Annotated in this window: 13 protein-coding genes; 12 read left to right on the forward strand and 1 reads right to left on the reverse strand. The window is 40.0% G+C overall.

The window, feature by feature from the left end; genetic code table 11:
• Positions 1-82: 82 nt before the first annotated feature.
• The 3 genes from QSH61_RS23585 to QSH61_RS23595 are packed head-to-tail and all read left to right on the forward strand — an operon-like array spanning position 83 to position 3,108.
• On the forward strand, positions 83-940 hold the full coding sequence (locus QSH61_RS23585) for a mechanosensitive ion channel family protein (RefSeq protein WP_010604290.1): 858 nt from the start codon (positions 83-85) through the stop codon (positions 938-940).
• Positions 941-949: 9 nt separating this feature from the next.
• Positions 950-1,777: a magnesium transporter MgtE N-terminal domain-containing protein gene (locus QSH61_RS23590; RefSeq protein ID WP_174169440.1), complete on the forward strand. Its 828-nt coding sequence runs from the start codon at positions 950-952 to the stop codon at positions 1,775-1,777.
• Entirely contained in the window at positions 1,774-3,108 is a 1,335-nt protein-coding gene (locus QSH61_RS23595; RefSeq protein WP_206473083.1) for a magnesium transporter, read from the forward strand. Before QSH61_RS23590 ends, QSH61_RS23595 begins: the two co-directional genes overlap by 4 nt.
• Before the next feature lie 57 nt (positions 3,109-3,165).
• Here QSH61_RS23595 and cspE read toward each other — a convergent pair whose 3' ends face one another.
• On the reverse strand, positions 3,166-3,378 hold the full coding sequence (cspE, locus tag QSH61_RS23600; protein WP_010369631.1) for a transcription antiterminator/RNA stability regulator CspE: 213 nt from the start codon (positions 3,376-3,378) through the stop codon (positions 3,166-3,168).
• A 475-nt stretch (positions 3,379-3,853) separates the two neighbouring features.
• Here cspE and QSH61_RS23605 point away from each other — a divergent pair, with 475 nt between their 5' ends.
• The 9 genes from QSH61_RS23605 (at position 3,854) to QSH61_RS23645 (ending at position 15,529) form a co-directional block, all read left to right on the forward strand.
• Positions 3,854-4,933 carry a DUF4150 domain-containing protein gene (locus QSH61_RS23605; RefSeq protein WP_206473081.1) on the forward strand — a complete coding sequence of 360 codons (1,080 nt, stop codon included), beginning with the start codon at positions 3,854-3,856 and terminating at the stop codon, positions 4,931-4,933.
• A gap of 3 nt (positions 4,934-4,936) precedes the next feature.
• Positions 4,937-8,164 (forward strand): hypothetical protein, encoded by a 3,228-nt coding sequence (locus tag QSH61_RS23610; protein ID WP_206473079.1) that lies wholly within the window; start codon positions 4,937-4,939, stop codon positions 8,162-8,164.
• A complete protein-coding gene (locus tag QSH61_RS23615; RefSeq protein WP_206473078.1) occupies positions 8,154-9,119 on the forward strand; it encodes a hypothetical protein in 966 nt (321 codons plus the stop codon). The genes QSH61_RS23610 and QSH61_RS23615 overlap by 11 nt, the downstream gene beginning before the upstream one ends.
• A gap of 381 nt (positions 9,120-9,500) precedes the next feature.
• Positions 9,501-10,169, forward strand: coding sequence for a hypothetical protein (locus QSH61_RS23620; RefSeq protein WP_206473076.1), 669 nt, complete (start codon positions 9,501-9,503; stop codon positions 10,167-10,169).
• 18 nt (positions 10,170-10,187) lie between these two features.
• The gene (locus QSH61_RS23625) at positions 10,188-11,159 is read left to right on the forward strand and encodes a hypothetical protein (protein WP_286124077.1); all 972 of its coding nucleotides are present in this window, start codon (positions 10,188-10,190) and stop codon (positions 11,157-11,159) included.
• A 32-nt stretch (positions 11,160-11,191) separates the two neighbouring features.
• Positions 11,192-12,196, forward strand: coding sequence for a hypothetical protein (locus QSH61_RS23630; RefSeq protein ID WP_286124079.1), 1,005 nt, complete (start codon positions 11,192-11,194; stop codon positions 12,194-12,196).
• A gap of 128 nt (positions 12,197-12,324) precedes the next feature.
• The gene (locus QSH61_RS23635) at positions 12,325-13,278 is read left to right on the forward strand and encodes a hypothetical protein (protein WP_206473073.1); all 954 of its coding nucleotides are present in this window, start codon (positions 12,325-12,327) and stop codon (positions 13,276-13,278) included.
• A 287-nt stretch (positions 13,279-13,565) separates the two neighbouring features.
• On the forward strand, positions 13,566-14,537 hold the full coding sequence (locus QSH61_RS23640) for a hypothetical protein (protein ID WP_206473074.1): 972 nt from the start codon (positions 13,566-13,568) through the stop codon (positions 14,535-14,537).
• A 32-nt stretch (positions 14,538-14,569) separates the two neighbouring features.
• Positions 14,570-15,529, forward strand: coding sequence for a hypothetical protein (locus tag QSH61_RS23645; RefSeq protein WP_286124082.1), 960 nt, complete (start codon positions 14,570-14,572; stop codon positions 15,527-15,529).
• The last annotated feature ends 236 nt before the right edge of the window (positions 15,530-15,765 follow it).

The following is a 15,765-nucleotide window of genomic DNA, read 5'->3' on the forward strand; positions in this document are numbered from 1 at the left end:
TCTCTGGACAACGGCTAACGCTGTGATAACAATGAATGTATTGATTTAAAAGTAAGCTGTTTTAGCGAATTCAGGAGTTTACATGGCCACCGAGGGTACCTTTGATAATTGGCAACACGCCTTATCTGCCAGTTACGAGCAATTAATCAATCAACTTGTGACTCATACGCCGCAACTATTGGGTGCGGCACTCATGCTGTTTGTCGGTTGGATAGTGGCCTGGCTATTGAGCAAGCTGACTATTTCGTTATTTAAGCTTTGCAATCGTGCATTGGCGGGTTTAAGTCAACGAGTGCAAACCGAACAAACGCTTCAGCTAAATCTAAAACACGCTCGATTAATAGGGAAAACCGTGTTTTGGGTCACGATGATGTTTTTTATCGCAGCGGCCACATCCAGCCTTGGCTTAAACTTCTTCAGTGATTGGATCTCCTCGCTACTCAGTTATTTACCAAATCTACTCGCTGGGATATTTATTATTGTTGGTGGTTATCTGCTTGGCAATTTGGCCAGTGCTATGGCAAGAGCCGGAGCGCAGTCCGTTGGGTTTGCGCGAGTTGAAGTCGCGGGTAACATAGCCAAGCTCGCGATTCTATTTACCGCAACGGTAATAGGTATTGAGCAATTAGGGATCAATATTCAATTCGTGACCAATATGGTGGTGGTGCTGACAGGCGTATTGTGTGCAGGAGTTGCGTTGGCCTTTGGTCTTGGGAGTCGAGAGCTAATCGCAAATACCGTTGCGGCAAAACAAGCGCTGCGTCACTGTCGAATTAACGATCAAATTGAAATTGCAGGCGTTTCAGGTACGCTCACCGAAATCACAGCAACGATGCTAGTGATTGAAACCCAAAAAGGGAGAACCCTAATACCGGCAAGGCAATTTTTGCAGGACTCGGCACATATTACCGCGACACACAGCCATTCAAGTAAGCAGTAGGGAGGCTCTATGTCAGCGTTAAACCTCAAAATTGCGCAACACTTTTTACAAGAGGAGCCGGCAGGCGCCGCGCGCTTACTTTCTTTGCAAACGCCAGATGTCGCTGCCAAGTTACTAAAAACGTTATCAAATGAAGTTGCGTTAAACGTGCTTAAAGTCATGCAGCCCCGCAGTGCAGCGGAAATTCTGATAACGCAAACGGATGTGGATATTGCGAGATGGCTTGGCAAAATGAAGTTGGCTGATATTGCTGCTATCTTTAGGCATTTACAGGATGAAGAACTTGCCCGTTTTCTTAACCTCATCTCAGTAAGACGACAAACACTCTGTAAGATGTTGATTAGCTACCCTGATTATACTGTGGGAGCATGGGTTGAAACGGACGTATTAATTCTTGAAGAAACAATGACAGTTGAGGAGTCACTGCTGCGCTTAAAAAAACGTGACTATATCGGGTTTACGCTAGTTTATGTGGTAAATCAGCATCGCCATGTGGTGGGTCAGCTATCACTAACTCATTTGCTTCGCAAAGCGCCGCAACAGAAAATTGCAGATTTAATGGATACTCACGTTGTTTCTCTAAGTGGTTATACCGAGTTGCATAGTGCATTGAAATCGCCCGTTTGGGCACAACAAGATCAGGTTGCGGTTGCTAATCGAAGTGGTGATTTTATTGGGGTATTGCCACATCACAGAGTAAGAAGTGCACTTGTCAGAATGGATGAAACACAAGACAAGCCAAGCGAATCTTTAGATTTGTTAGATGCCTACACCAGTTCGTTTGCCAGCATGTTAGATACATTGGTGCCAGTTAAGGTCAGGGGAAATAAGCGATGAGCGTAGCAAAAGATACATTAGATTCAGCGGTAGAGCAGCTCAGTGATGAGTTTTTAAGTAAGTTTCCGCTCAAAAGTGCGCAGCTCCTCGGCACTTTACCTCCAGACGAAGCCGCTGAATTATTACAACAGCAGGCACAACATATCATTTATCGTTTATGGAAATATTTGCCGCCGGGAGCCGCTGAACAAATTTTCCAGCAATTCCCTGTGGATTATCAAGCACAATTTATCGCGAGCCTAGATAGCCATATTGCGGTCGGGCTTTTGAATAAACAGTCGCAGGAGGCGCAGCAGGTACTACTTGCTAAATTAAAGGAGCAGCATTCAACCATAGCGAATGAACTTAGTGAGTTGCTGGTTTTTCCTGAAAATACCGCTGCGAGAATGATGAACAAAAAGGTGCAAGCGTTTTACTCAGATACAACACTACGTGAAGTGCTCGCGCAGCTGAAACGATTAGACGGTAAAGTGCCAGACGTCATCTACGTATTAAACGAGCAGCAGGATTTAGTGGGCGAGACAACACTCAATATCTTAGTGGGAAGCTCCTCAAGTAAAACCCTAATGCAGGTTGCGACGCCGATCCGAGTCACGCTAAATGTAATGGATCATAAAGATCAGGTCGTGGAAGCGTTTGAAGGGCACAAAGTGCGAGCAATTCCAGTACTTGATGCGCAGCAACAGCTAGTTGGGCAGATCCGATTTTTTGATGCCTATCAGTCAACCAAAGAAGATTTAGCGAGTGATATGCAGACCATGGTAGGTGCGAGTAAAGACGAAAAAGCCCTATCAAGTAGTTGGTTTGCAGTAAAGAAACGGCTTCCGTGGTTACAAATTAACTTGTTAACCGCATTTGCAGCCGCTGCCGTAGTGGGGGCATTTGAGGGATTGATTGCTCAAGTTACCGCTTTAGCTATTTTGCTGCCAGTAGCGGCTGGGCAGTCGGGTAACGCAGGGGCTCAAGCTTTGGCTGTAACGATGCGAGGCTTAACACTACGAGAAATTTCAACGCGACACTGGTATCAGGTGATGCTAAAAGAAATGATGGTTGGGCTGTTAAATGGCATAGCAATAGCGGTTACTTGTGGCATTGGCGTATATTTGTGGAGTCAATCACTCGGCCTTGCACTTGTTATTGCGCTGGCGATGATATCGTCTCTTGTCATTGCGGGAAGCTCAGGTGCCATTGTACCAATAGCATTGAAAAAATTTGGACTCGACCCTGCGCAATCTTCATCAATTGTACTTACGACAATTACAGATATAGCGGGTTTTATGTCATTTTTGGGGATTGCGTTGTTACTGTCAGATATGTTGCCGAAAGGCTAAGTGAGGAGTGGGGGAGTTCGTAGAGCTAGTGCAGGCACTAGCTCTGAGCAATACGTATTAGTTAACTACTACGTTGCTTGCTTGAGGACCTTTCTGGCCTTCTTCAACTGTGAAAGACACTGATTGGCCTTCAGTTAAAGTTTTGAAACCGTCAGAAACGATAGCACGGAAATGTACGAATACGTCTTTACCGCCGTTTTCTTGAGTGATGAAACCAAAACCTTTCTCTTCGTTGAACCACTTAACTGTGCCGTTTACTGTGTTAGACATAATTGAAACCTTTTTCAAAAAATTAAATATGTGGTGAAAATCACCGATAAAGCGATAGATAAAACTTAGCTAGTAACGCATTGGTATATCTATAAACGACTTTTTAAAAAAAAGAGTATCAAGAAAAAACAGTGCAGCAGTAGTAAGTGCTCTAAGTATCTAAAGCCTGCATATAGTATAGCGTTCTGACGGCGCTGTCCAATGAAGTTTGCAACTTTTTTGTTTAAAAAGTGAGCGGAAATGAATTTTGAGCGGATTTATTAGTGTAACTTTGATTGGAATGGACGAATTTAAGTTAAGTATGTGTTTGCCTGCCTAATCGAATAGAAGGACTTACTACATCATCTTTTAAAACATTACCAACTTTAATCTTACGTTAATTTTTGTACGTTTAGGCTTTTGATTCATTCTTGATTAAGGCAACGATTTTGTGTGCTACATCAGGAAACAAATAGAGACTAACAAGGAGTGTGTTATGAGCTTTATCGCGGCAGTAAAAGGTAAAGAACCAGATTCGATTCAGTACGATCAAGATGCCATGTCTGCAACGCTGAGAGTAGGTGGGAGTGTGTCGTGGCGACATAATAATCCTGCATTGTTAAAGCTTACTATCGCAGCGAAAAATAATGGTGCCATTGGCTGTGTAAATGGGATAGCCGTATTTCCTGACAAAGCCAGCGGTGAAAACGCATTTATAGACGAGATTGCGCGCGCTAAATATGGCGATATGATGCTGGGTGAAATGATAACCGAGTTTGTCAGTGACTATATTGTCCCACCGCCCAAGTGGAACGACGAAAAAAACGAGCCAATTTTACCTCATCAAGAGCCAGAAACTGGCATGGATATGCACATGCCCATTGACAACCCTCGGGCATTTTTAGATTTGGTTGAGCGCAAAATAGGATGGCAAGCTGGCACTGAGGAACAAATTGAAAAAGATGTAGATAGCGAAGCACAACAAGTCGGTATCGTAAGCGGCCAAAACGTATTAATTAATGGTCGCACTGCAGTCCATAAAGACAGTGGTGGCATGCTAAATACCATAGATGTGTGCTGGACTAAAATTGGTAAAGTTGTCGTGCCAATTCCTTATAGCAATCTCGCTAAGTCGGGTGATGCAGCGAGCACCGCAAGCTCAGTAAAAATTAATGGTAACCCTGCAGCCAATATAAAAAGTAACTTTTCAAAAAGCACAGGTGACCAACCCGGTAAAAAGAAAGGCATTGCCAGCGGTACAATCAAAGGCAAAGCAGAGTTTATCACCAGCTCTTTTGATGTGTATATCGAAGGAAAACCCGCCGTGCGCCAAGGAGATCTTATGATCTCTAACAGCAAAAATACGCCACCTTCTCCCTTGAATCAACCTGGTGGTGCGACCCCTAGCTCACTGTCAGTGGCGAAAAGAGATGCAGCGGGTACTGAACAAGATCCAATCCAAAGTGCATTTGGTTTAAATAATCAAAGTAGCCGTAGTCTTATCTCACAGGGAAATTTCGTGACAAAGCAAGGCGCAAACAAACAACAAAAAAAACTAGAACAGGGAGGGCAATAAAGCATGGGCGCACATATTTTTAATACGGAACTCAACGACGAGCAAGCACCTTGTACGCTGGAATTGCAACTTCAAGGATTAAATGGCAAAGATTGTACAGTGCCACTTGGTTTTGCTGAAGTTCAACGAGCGTCATCACCAAAACCGGATGACCAAATTCCTTTTGTAGAGACGGTAGAGTTACGTGTATTCTCAGAAGTGTCGCTTGATATTAATAAAGCAAAGGCACCAGAATACGTGCCCATGTTTAAAGATCAAAAAGAATTTCAAGAAGATGAGCCGGTTGGTTACTACTACTTTTTTGTTAATGGTTATTTGTGGCGAGAAATAGCTGCCATTTCAGGTGGCATGCTCAGTGAAGTTGACCTTCGCGAATATCACGGTCAAAGCTTCAGGCCCAACAACGGCACGCACATGCCAAGACTCACACTACCAATTCGCGCAAAAGGCCTCTTCTCAGACGCAACTTCTGTCGAAACCATGACTTATCAAGTTGCCTTTTCGCGCGTGCAATGGTCGTGGGATTACATCAGCGCGCTTGGAGATATGAAACCTGATGACAGCCGCTTTGATAAAAAGCCGATGACGTCAAAATGCCCAGACGAAGGTAAAGCCTCGACCTATCGTAGTGAGCGCATGCAAACCATCGATTTTTCATCAGCCCCCAATTGGGACAGTATTGAAAACCTAAAAGCCAATGAAGACGGCGAACCCTGTATCTATTTGCATGACGTTTTGGGGATTGTACAAAATTTAAAACTCGAGGGTGATGTCTTATATCTGGCGTTTGTGCAGCATCAAAACCACCTAGCTTCCCAAGACTTCTACGATTCCGCACTCCTTGCCTCAACCATGTTTGCAAACCCTGAGCTTTTTGAATCTAAGATGGAAACTTATCAAGTGCGGGGGTTCGATGGACCAGAAACTAGACATAACTTAGTATATACGAAGAATGATAAACAATCAGAAGCAACACGAAAGATAGGCGAGAGCCTAAGTCTTGAAAAGCTGCAAAAGCATTTAGTCCACACGCCGAAAGAACTACCGAACCTCATCACTAAAATTAAGCAATTTTTACGCTTTAGAGAGGAGCTTCTTCATTTTTTTGAGGGTAAATACGGTGAACAAAAAGAGATTAATCTGGCGGATACCTGTCGAAATAATCAGATAGCGCCACCCACCAGCTTCACCGCCGCCTACTGGGACTTGAGCCTTTTGTCTCCGCTTGCTTATCGAAATGCATTTGAATGCGCATACGGGCACTTAAATAGCTTAAATATTTCTGAAAAAACATTCCCTATTTACTTTCCCGCATTGGTTGACCATCAAGTCCGCAAGTTTATTGCTGAAAAGCTTAAAAAAATTCACGAAGGTTATAAAGATTTCACTTCGGAGCTTCACGCGGACGATAACTCATGGTTATGCATTCAATTTACGCCACAAGAAGATTTGTATGGCGAGGATTTAAAATCAGAAAATTACATCGTTGATAATATTCGAAGCGAGTTTGGTGCTTATAACCCTGAGAAACTTACGCAAGCAGCGTTTGAAAAAGACATAGATAAAAACGAGTATCCCTTTTTATTTCTTGAGCTTAGATTTCTCCAAGTAGTTGAGAAAGGGCTAAGTGAAAACCTCATATACTGGCAACAAAGCTTCGCAAATAGGACGCTTGCAGATGCCAATCAGTATATAGGTTTCTATCATAAGGTAGGAGCCATCGCAAAAAGTGCTAGCTTAAGTACTTTTAGTGATATTGAATTGCACGATTTTAATAATGTACCAGCCAATCGCGTAGTCATCACAGCACCATTGACCAAGCACCCCTTGTTTGAAGCCTTTAAAATACAACAAAGAGATATAGATAAAGCGAAAAAACAAGAACGAACAGTGATACCAGAGGCCGGTGAACAACATGCTAAATCTGAGCACGCTTTAACAAAGGCTTTGGCAGCAAGAAAGGCGGGAAAGCCTATTCATGGTAACCATATTGCAACGATAGCTACGCGACTTCGCAATGAACTTGAAGGCTACAAGACGTTTAAAACCTTGCCTGCAAGTGTGGTGAGAGCTGAAATTGAAAATATGCTAGATGAAGTAATTGATATTGAAGGAACCTTTAAAGATCACACGAGTGTAGGAGGTAAAGTACTCACCAGACTCGCATCCAACTTTTCTAGGGAAGAGATTTATGAAGAGAACATTATAAGAGCGGAACGAGGTCTCAAAACAATTAACTATACACCACGTCAAGTAACCGAATTTGAGGGAAAACGCTTTGCCTCTATTCCACTTGCTTTGCTCACGGGGATCACAGTCATTAAAACCTATATGGACTATGAGAAAGAGTTTGCGGAGGAAAAGGGTGGAATTGACTATCAAGGCGCTAAGCATTTTTCTCTAGTCGTAGGAGGGTTAGTCGCTGTAGGAACGGTGTTGGAAAACTACGATAAATCAAAATTCACTCAAGCAATTACAAAGAATTACGCAAATACATCGGATATAAATGTTAAAATTACTGCGTTAAGAATTGTAGGAGCAGCAGCAGGAGTTGCCGCCGCTTACGTGCAATTTTGCGATTCAATAAAGCTTTATGAGAAGCGTGATATAGATGCAGCTGTAGCTGGGGTAATGTCAGCCGGTTTGGGGCTCGCTAGTGCTCTTTGGGGCGCTTATTTTGTGGCAATGGGGCCTATTGGTTGGATGCTTTTTATTGGTTCGATAGTATTTGCGATCTTATCCGCAATGTGGACTGACTCAGAAATAGAAAGATGGTGTAAACGCGGTATTTTTAGTAGTGCTAATGTTAAACTTGAGGAACTACAAAAAAGCAAAGATAAAGAAGAAAAAGCCTTTAGCAACCCCCAAAAATACCTTTTGCATATTATGAAAATAATCTTAAAGCCTGTGGTGGAAATTAATAAGGTAGGCGTGGGAAAGTATATTGTTGAGGTCTACCCATCTGATTTTATTAGCGGTACTTCAGAGCTGGAATTATCAATGAGCTTTTTGTCAGGCTTAGGAGGTGATCCATATAACCGACTAAGACAAGGAGACTTAAAAAAAGTCACAGGTCTAGATAATTACAAATCAACCTATGATAAAAATAACAAAATGACTAAGGCAAGCTACTTTATCTCGGTTGATGAAAGTTATATCAACAAGGTGAGGTTTGCTTTGAGCTTTAGGTTTAACAATGAAATAACTACTAAAGGGGAGTATGATGCTTGACTCTTTTCATTACAACTATTATTTGACTATAAACTCCTTTGGGTTTTATAGAAAAAGAGCTGGTGTTTGCTTTACAGCAGATATGATAACTGGTGTCTGTGGTAAAAGATTTAATAAGCCGCATCGTTTTAAAAGCTGCACTAGCGGTAATTCGATTGTTAGAGTGGTATTATTAAGCCCTTTTCTTTTATCAACAACTGCATTGTTGATATTTTTAACAGCGATTATAGTTGGTGTGTTCACCGAACAGGAATGGTTTCACATGCTCGAAGCAATAGGTTGGCTAATACCTATTAATTTTGCGCTAGTAAATCTTACCCCCTACCTGTCAACTTTTGTAAAAGAAAAATGTGTTTATTTTGACAGAGAAAAACAAAAAGTATCGTTTACTTTGGATATACCCCATTGCACAGAGCGAGATGAGTTCGGGAATTGTTGCTTTGATTACTCAGAGATAAACTTACGCTATCAACGTGTTTATACCAATGAATATGGTGCAATGACATACGCACCAATAATCAGCCATAAAGATGGACAGAAGTTCCCAAAAGCCAAAATTACCGCCATCGTAAATGAAAATGGAAGGACGCCGATAGAATGCCTTATGTTATTTGAAGATATCCGCCGCTTTATGGATAAAAGTAAACCACTTCCTGAATCGCCAGAATATGAGGGGTTTAGGCATCTAGATCCAGTTACAGCGGAGCATGATAAAGTGATAGGAAGACCTGCGAGCTATTGGAGCGAGATGTCACTCGAACAGCAGTTAGAGATAGCGAATAAAATATATGAACCAATCTACGAGCTTAATGAGGAGTTTCCTAAAAAGCCACTGCCGGAGATGAAAGAGCCGTGGAAGCACTGGAAACCAGATGGTAAAAAAGGAGAGGGTGAAGGGCTGAAGCATGAGATCCTACTAATCGCCATGCAATTATTTACAGCAAAGCCGATGTAAAAACAGACTTGAAATCAGTTAAGCTGATGGTAGTCAAAAAAGTGTAGAAGTTAAGAACTTCAAGGAACAAAAAAGACAAGGAGAATTATGCTTGACTCTTTTCATTACAATTATTATTTGACTATTAATACTTTTGGGTTTTATAAAAAAAGAGCTGGAGTGTGCTTTACAGCAGATATGATAACGGGTATCAGTGGTAAGCGATTTAATAAGCCGCATCGTTTTAAAACCTGCACTAGCGGTAACTCGCTTGTTAGAGTGGTACTATTAAGCCCTTTTCTTATCTCATTAACATGTATGATTATATTTGTAGGTACAATGCTCGTCGCTCTCTTTTCGGGAGAGCTTCAAGCTTACCATTTGCAGCTAATAGCGCTACTAATGGTGATAAATTTAGTATTGGTTAATCTTACTCCATATTTGTCTACTTTCGTTGGAGAAAAATGCGTCTACTTCGACAGAGTAAATCAAAAAGTATCATTTACTTTGGATATACCTCATTGTACTGAGCGAGATGAGTTCGGGAATTGTTGCTTTGATTACTCAGAGATAAACTTACGCTATCAACGTGTAACTACAGATCAGTATGGTGCAACGACTTATGCACCAATAATTAGCCATAAAGATGGACAGAAGTTCCCTAAAGCCAAAATTACCGCCATCGTAAATGAAAATGGAAGGACGCCGATAGAATGCCTTATGTTATTTGAAGATATCCGCCGCTTTATGGATAAAAGTAAACCACTTCCTGAATCGCCAGAATATGAGGGGTTTAGGCATCTAGATCCAGTTACAGCGGAGCATGATAAAGCGATAGGAAGACCTGCGAGCTATTGGAGCGAGATGTCACTCGAACAGCAGTTAGAGATAGCGAATAAGATATATGAACCAATCTACGAGCTTAATGAGGAATTTCCTAAAAAGCCACTGCCAGAAATGAAAGAGCCGTGGAAGCACTGGAAATCAGATGGTAAAAAAGGAGAGGGTGAAGGGTTGAAGCACGAGATCCTACTAATCGCCATGCAGCTATTTACAGCAAAGCCGATGTAAAAGTGGCTAGGTATTAGTATGAGAACTACACGTTATAATGGTTTTTTCGAAGAGTACAATATATTGCACTTTATGGGGGAGAGAAAAAAAGGGTTGGCTTTATTTGACAGTGAAACGGATGGAGAGGATTTTCAAACGATCCAGCGGGAAATGTGGCGATTTCACTTAGTGTTAGATGAAGGGGGGTTTAAACGGTTTTTGATGTTTTTACCTCTAGGTTTATGCGGTGGACTATGGTTTCTCTTGTTATTTAATATTGTGTTGTATTTTTTTTCGGAAGATATCACTAATGAAGGGTTAATTGAGCTTTTTTCTGGGCGATTTTTATTTAACTTAGTTATTTCGCTTTTTTTACTGAATATTTATCCATACTTTTTGAGAATGTTGGGGCATAAATATGCCTACTTCGATAGAGTTAAACAAACCGTTAGTTTTAGTTTTGATGTTGGCTCAGACGAGCTGGATGAGTTTGGCAATCAGTGTTTTCCATGGCTGGATATAGAAGCGGAAATTTTTGAGCAAATTGGCGATATGGGAGTCCCACGTTTTTTTGTCCGTTTAGTGCACAAAGATCGTGATAAATACCCAAAGGTAAACCTTTGTATGGATGTTGTGGGAATACAAAACTCAGCTATGTACTGTCATTTAAGGTGGGAGTTGATAATTCGACATATGGATAATACCAAACCACTACCAGATATTCCTATCTATGAGCTTGATAGAAGTAAAGATGATTTGACGAGGGAGTTTGATAAGCAAAACAATCGACCAGAGCTATTTTGGGCTGGGTTTAGTTTGGGAGAGCAGAGTCGATTAAAACGACTTTATGAAGAAGACGCTGCAGATTTTAACTTCACTTACGGCCCTGAACGTGAGGAAATTGTAAAGCCTTGGCTAAAGTGGAAACCAGATCTGACTCAAGAGCAGGTCAATAAAAAGCAAAGCTTTATAAAAGTCGCGTTAATACAGATTCTAACAGGGTTACCATAACGGTTGCTACAGCTTTTTCAGGGAGGAAAATAGTGAACACACTTCAGAAAAATAGTTTCTTTAATCGATTTTTTAGCGAGCATAGCTTTAAAGGTGGAGTGAATAGAGAGCGGTGTGGGCTAGCGTTTTATAAAAAGTTTTACGATCCTAAGAGTGAAGTTTTCTTCAAATTAAAGTCTAGATATTTATATAAAGCAAAGGATGGTGATATTCTTTTCTTTTTACTTTGTATACCAGGAGGGGGGTCTTTTTATTTTTGGTTTATCCTTGTTCTTAACTCACTTGTTGCATTATTTTCTGAAGAGGATTTTACGTGGTATATTGTCTATCTAATTCCTATATATTCTTTCTTCGTGGTTAACTTATTGGGGCTGTTCTATGACCGAATGCCTATTAGAGGCGCTTATTTTGACCGTATAGAGCAAAAAGTAAGTTTTACATGGAAAATAGGAAATGCTGAAGAGCTTGAAGAGCTTGAAGAGCTTGAAGAGCTTGAAGAGCTTGAAGAGCTTGATGAGTTTGGCAATCCAATATTTGATTGGGATGACATAGAGTGCATAATTAAAAATGAGCTAGGTGCCTTAGGTTTGATGAAAGCGTTTATTGAAATTAGACATAAAGACTTAGAGCGTTACCCGAATGCGAAACTAACAATAAATGCCTCAGGTGATACATCGAAGCCTGTGCAATGTTTTTTGGAATGGGAGTCGATTGTTAGGCACATGGAGCAAGATAAACCTTTACCTGATACACCGGAATACGAGCTGTATCGAGAGTTGGATCCAATCACTAAGTCTTTTGATGAAAGTAATGGTCGACCAAAAGGCTTTTGGACACAATTTAGTCTTGAACAGCAAAGAGAAATTGAAGAGCAAATATTTCAGGAGGCTTTAAAGTTTGACTGGTCTGAGGGCAAAGTTCAACCAGAAATTACAAGGCCTTGGGAAGTATGGACCCCTGATCCCAAACGGCCACCCAAGCCAAGAGGTATGTTCACCATGATAATGTTACAGCTAGTATTTTGCTATCCGGAGTAAAACTCCAAGGACATTCTTAGCTTTACCCTCGATGGTGATATTTTGGATGTTGAATTAACGCCATTTATAAGAAGAGATGGATTTAAAATTCCTGTTAATTATAAAGAATATGAAAGCTAGGGGCGAAATTGAAAGTACTAACTAGGGTATGCTATTTTAATCGATGTTTTAACGCTGAAAACTTTTATGGAGGTCTATCTAGAGAGCGATTTGGTTTGGCCTTTTATATAATGTTCATGAAAAGGAAAGAAGAAGATAGTAAAAATCGTTTTATTTTCATTCATGCTCCTCAAGATTGGTCATTTTATATTTTTGCACTCCCTTGCTTTGTATCTGCGTTGATGTGGTTTGCACTTTTTGGGAAACTTATTTCTTATTTATTTATGGGAGATGATTTCTATTGGCCAGTGTTAATAATTCTTCCAATTTATTCAATATTTTTTGTTAACTTGTTAGGGTATTTAAAGTCTTTTAAACCCAAAAAAGGTGTGTATTTAAATCGTGTAGAACAAACGGTAAGCTTTGCGTGGAAAATTGATGGTGAAAAAGATATTCCTTCAGGTGCTAATTTAAGCTTTAATTGGGAGGATATTGTTTGCAAACAAAAGCAAAATGTTGGATCCGCAGGCTCTATGGTAAGTGTTTTAGAGTTAAGTCATCATAACTTAGAATCGTTCCCAAATGCAAAGATGACGTTGCCTTTAGGTTTGGATAATACATCAATGCCCATTAATAATTATCTAATGTGGGAATATATCGTGAGGTACATGGATATAAGTAAACCACTACCTGACTCACCTGAGTTTGAGCTATTTCGAGAACTTGACCCTTTGACTGCCAAATTAGATGAAAAAAATAAACGCCCGAATAGATTTTGGACACAATTCAGCCTTGAACAGCAAAGAGAAATTGAAGAGCAAATATTTCAGGAGGCTTTAAAGTTTGACTGGTCTGAGGGCAAAGTTCAACCAGAAATTACAAAACCGTGGGAAGTATGGACCCCTGATCCCAAACGGCCACCCAAGCCAAGAGGTATGTTCACCATGATAATGTTACAGCTAGTATTTTGCTATCCGGAATAGGTGTTGTGGATAGCTTTTAACTTTTGATGCTTTTATGGGACGTTTGCAACGCTAGCGTATATAGCCTCATACAAACCCAGATTGATTTAGTCTGCGCTCCGGTCATCAACATGGAAATATAAAATGAAAAATGCATCAATCGATTTTTATAGTATGTTGTATTCGCCTACGATAAATATTCAAAGATTTTTTAGTGTTTTTAAAGTGTAGGTAAGTATGTCTCCAACCAATGAGTTGGGGGGCTTCCTGCTCATTTTTATTGGTCAAAAGCTGGTGATGATATTAGTATGAGAACTACACGATATAATGGGTTTTTTAAAGAGTGTAATATATTGTATCTTATGGGGCCGAAAGAAAAAGGAGTAGCCTTACTTAACGATGAAACGGACGGAAAGATTTTTCAAAATATAAAAAAGGATGGGTGGCGATATCATTTGGTGTTAGATGAAGGAGGGTTTAAACGTTTTTTGATGTTTTTACCTCTTGGTTTATGCTGTACATTATGGTTTTTTTTGCTTTTGGATTCTTTAGGTTATTTTCTTTATGATGATTTTACATTTGAAGAGATAATTGAGCTCTCTGCTGGTCACTTTGTTTTCAACGTAGCTGTTTCACTTTTTTTTCTAAATATTTATCCATACTTTTTGAGAATATTGGGGCATAAATATGCCTACTTCGATAGAGTTAAACAAACCGTTAGTTTTAGTTTTGATGTTGGCACAGACGAGCTGGATGAGTTTGGCAATCAGTGTTTTCCATGGCTGGATATAGAAGCAGAAATTTTTGAGCAAATTGGCGATATGGGAGTTCCACGTTTTTTTGTCCGTTTAGTGCACAAAGATCGTGATAAATACCCAAAGGTAAACCTTTGTATGGATGTTGTGGGAATACAAAACTCAGCTATGTACTGTCATTTAAGGTGGGAGTTGATAATTCGACATATGGATAATACCAAACCACTACCAGATATTCCTATCTATGAGCTTGATAGAAGTAAAGATGATTTGACGAGGGAGTTTGATAAGCAAAACAATCGACCAGAGCTATTTTGGGCTGGGTTTAGTTTGGGAGAGCAGAGTCGATTAAAACGACTTTATGAAGAAGACGCTGCAGATTTTAACTTCACTTACGGCCCTGAACGTGAGGAAATTGTAAAGCCTTGGCTAAAGTGGAAACCAGATCTGACTCAAGAGCAGGTCAATAAAAAGCAAAGCTTTATAAAAGTCGCGTTAATACAGATTCTAACAGGGTTACCATAACGGTTGCTACAGCTTTTTCAGGGAGGAAAATAGTGAACACACTTCAGAAAAATAGTTTCTTTAATCGATTTTTTAGCGAGCATAGCTTTAAAGGTGGAGTGAATAGAGAGCGGTGTGGGCTAGCGTTTTATAAAAAGTTTTACGATCCTAAGAGTGAAGTTTTCTTCAAATTAAAGTCTAGATATTTATATAAAGCAAAGGATGGTGATATTCTTTTCTTTTTACTTTGTATACCAGGAGGCGTATCTTTTTATTTTTGGTTTATCCTTGTTCTTAATTCACTTGTTGCACTATTTTCGGAGGAGGATTTTACGTGGTATATTGTCTATCTAATTCCCATATATTCTTTCTTCGTGGTTAACTTGTTGGGGCTGTTCTATGACCGAATGCCTATTAGGGGCACTTATTTTGACCGCATAGAGCAAAAAGTAAGTTTTACATGGAAAATAGGAAATGCTGAAGAGCTTGATGAATTTGGCAATCCAACATTTGATTGGGATGATATAGAGTGCATAATTAAAAATGAGCTAGGTGCCTTAGGTTTGATGAAAGCGTTTATTGAAATCAGGCATAAAGATGTAGAACGTTACCCAAATGCGAAATTGACATTATCAGTTAATGGAGATACATCAAACCCAGTACGATGCTTTTTGGAATGGGAGTCGATTGTTAGGCACATGGAGCAAGATAAACCTTTACCTGATACACCGGAGTACGAGTTGTATCGAGAGTTGGATCCACTAACTAAGTCTTTTGATGAAAGCAATGGTCGACCAAAAGGCTTTTGGACACAATTTAGCCTTGAACAGCAAAGAGAAATTGAAGAGCAAATATTTCGAGAGGCTTTAAAATTTGACTGGTCTGAGGGCAAAGTTCAACCAGAAATTACAAAACCTTGGGAAGTATGGACCCCTGACCCCAAACGGCCACCTAAGCCAAGAGGTATGTTTACTATGATAATGTTACAGCTAGTACTTTGCTATCCGGAATAGGGTTTATAGTTATAACTGGCTTCAGACTTGATGCCAATGACTGCCAAATTAATCGTATGGATGTATGGTAGGAATTAATCATAATAAGTGTTGTAGTTCGTTAGTCGACTAAAAGAAAAGTTAAGGCCATTAAGGAACAAAAAATACAAGGAAAGTTATGCTTGACTCTTTTCATTACAATTATTATTTGACTATAAACACCTTTGAGTTTTATAGAAAAAGAGCTGGTGTTTGCT

It is taken from the genome of Pseudoalteromonas sp. JC3 (genome assembly GCF_030291895.1).
Classification (GTDB): domain Bacteria; phylum Pseudomonadota; class Gammaproteobacteria; order Enterobacterales; family Alteromonadaceae; genus Pseudoalteromonas.

Excerpts from the sequence above, each read along its gene's own strand:
- QSH61_RS23585 (WP_010604290.1), top strand. The coding sequence starts at position 83 with ATGGCCACCGAGGGTACCTTTGATAATTGGCAACACGCCTTATCTGCC.
- QSH61_RS23590 (WP_174169440.1), top strand. The coding sequence starts at position 950 with ATGTCAGCGTTAAACCTCAAAATTGCGCAACACTTTTTACAAGAGGAG.
- QSH61_RS23595 (WP_206473083.1), top strand. The coding sequence starts at position 1,774 with ATGAGCGTAGCAAAAGATACATTAGATTCAGCGGTAGAGCAGCTCAGT.
- cspE (WP_010369631.1), bottom strand. The coding sequence starts at position 3,378 with ATGTCTAACACAGTAAACGGCACAGTTAAGTGGTTCAACGAAGAGAAA.
- QSH61_RS23605 (WP_206473081.1), top strand. The coding sequence starts at position 3,854 with ATGAGCTTTATCGCGGCAGTAAAAGGTAAAGAACCAGATTCGATTCAG.
- QSH61_RS23610 (WP_206473079.1), top strand. The coding sequence starts at position 4,937 with ATGGGCGCACATATTTTTAATACGGAACTCAACGACGAGCAAGCACCT.
- QSH61_RS23615 (WP_206473078.1), top strand. The coding sequence starts at position 8,154 with ATGATGCTTGACTCTTTTCATTACAACTATTATTTGACTATAAACTCC.
- QSH61_RS23620 (WP_206473076.1), top strand. The coding sequence starts at position 9,501 with ATGGTGATAAATTTAGTATTGGTTAATCTTACTCCATATTTGTCTACT.
- QSH61_RS23625 (WP_286124077.1), top strand. The coding sequence starts at position 10,188 with ATGAGAACTACACGTTATAATGGTTTTTTCGAAGAGTACAATATATTG.
- QSH61_RS23640 (WP_206473074.1), top strand. The coding sequence starts at position 13,566 with ATGAGAACTACACGATATAATGGGTTTTTTAAAGAGTGTAATATATTG.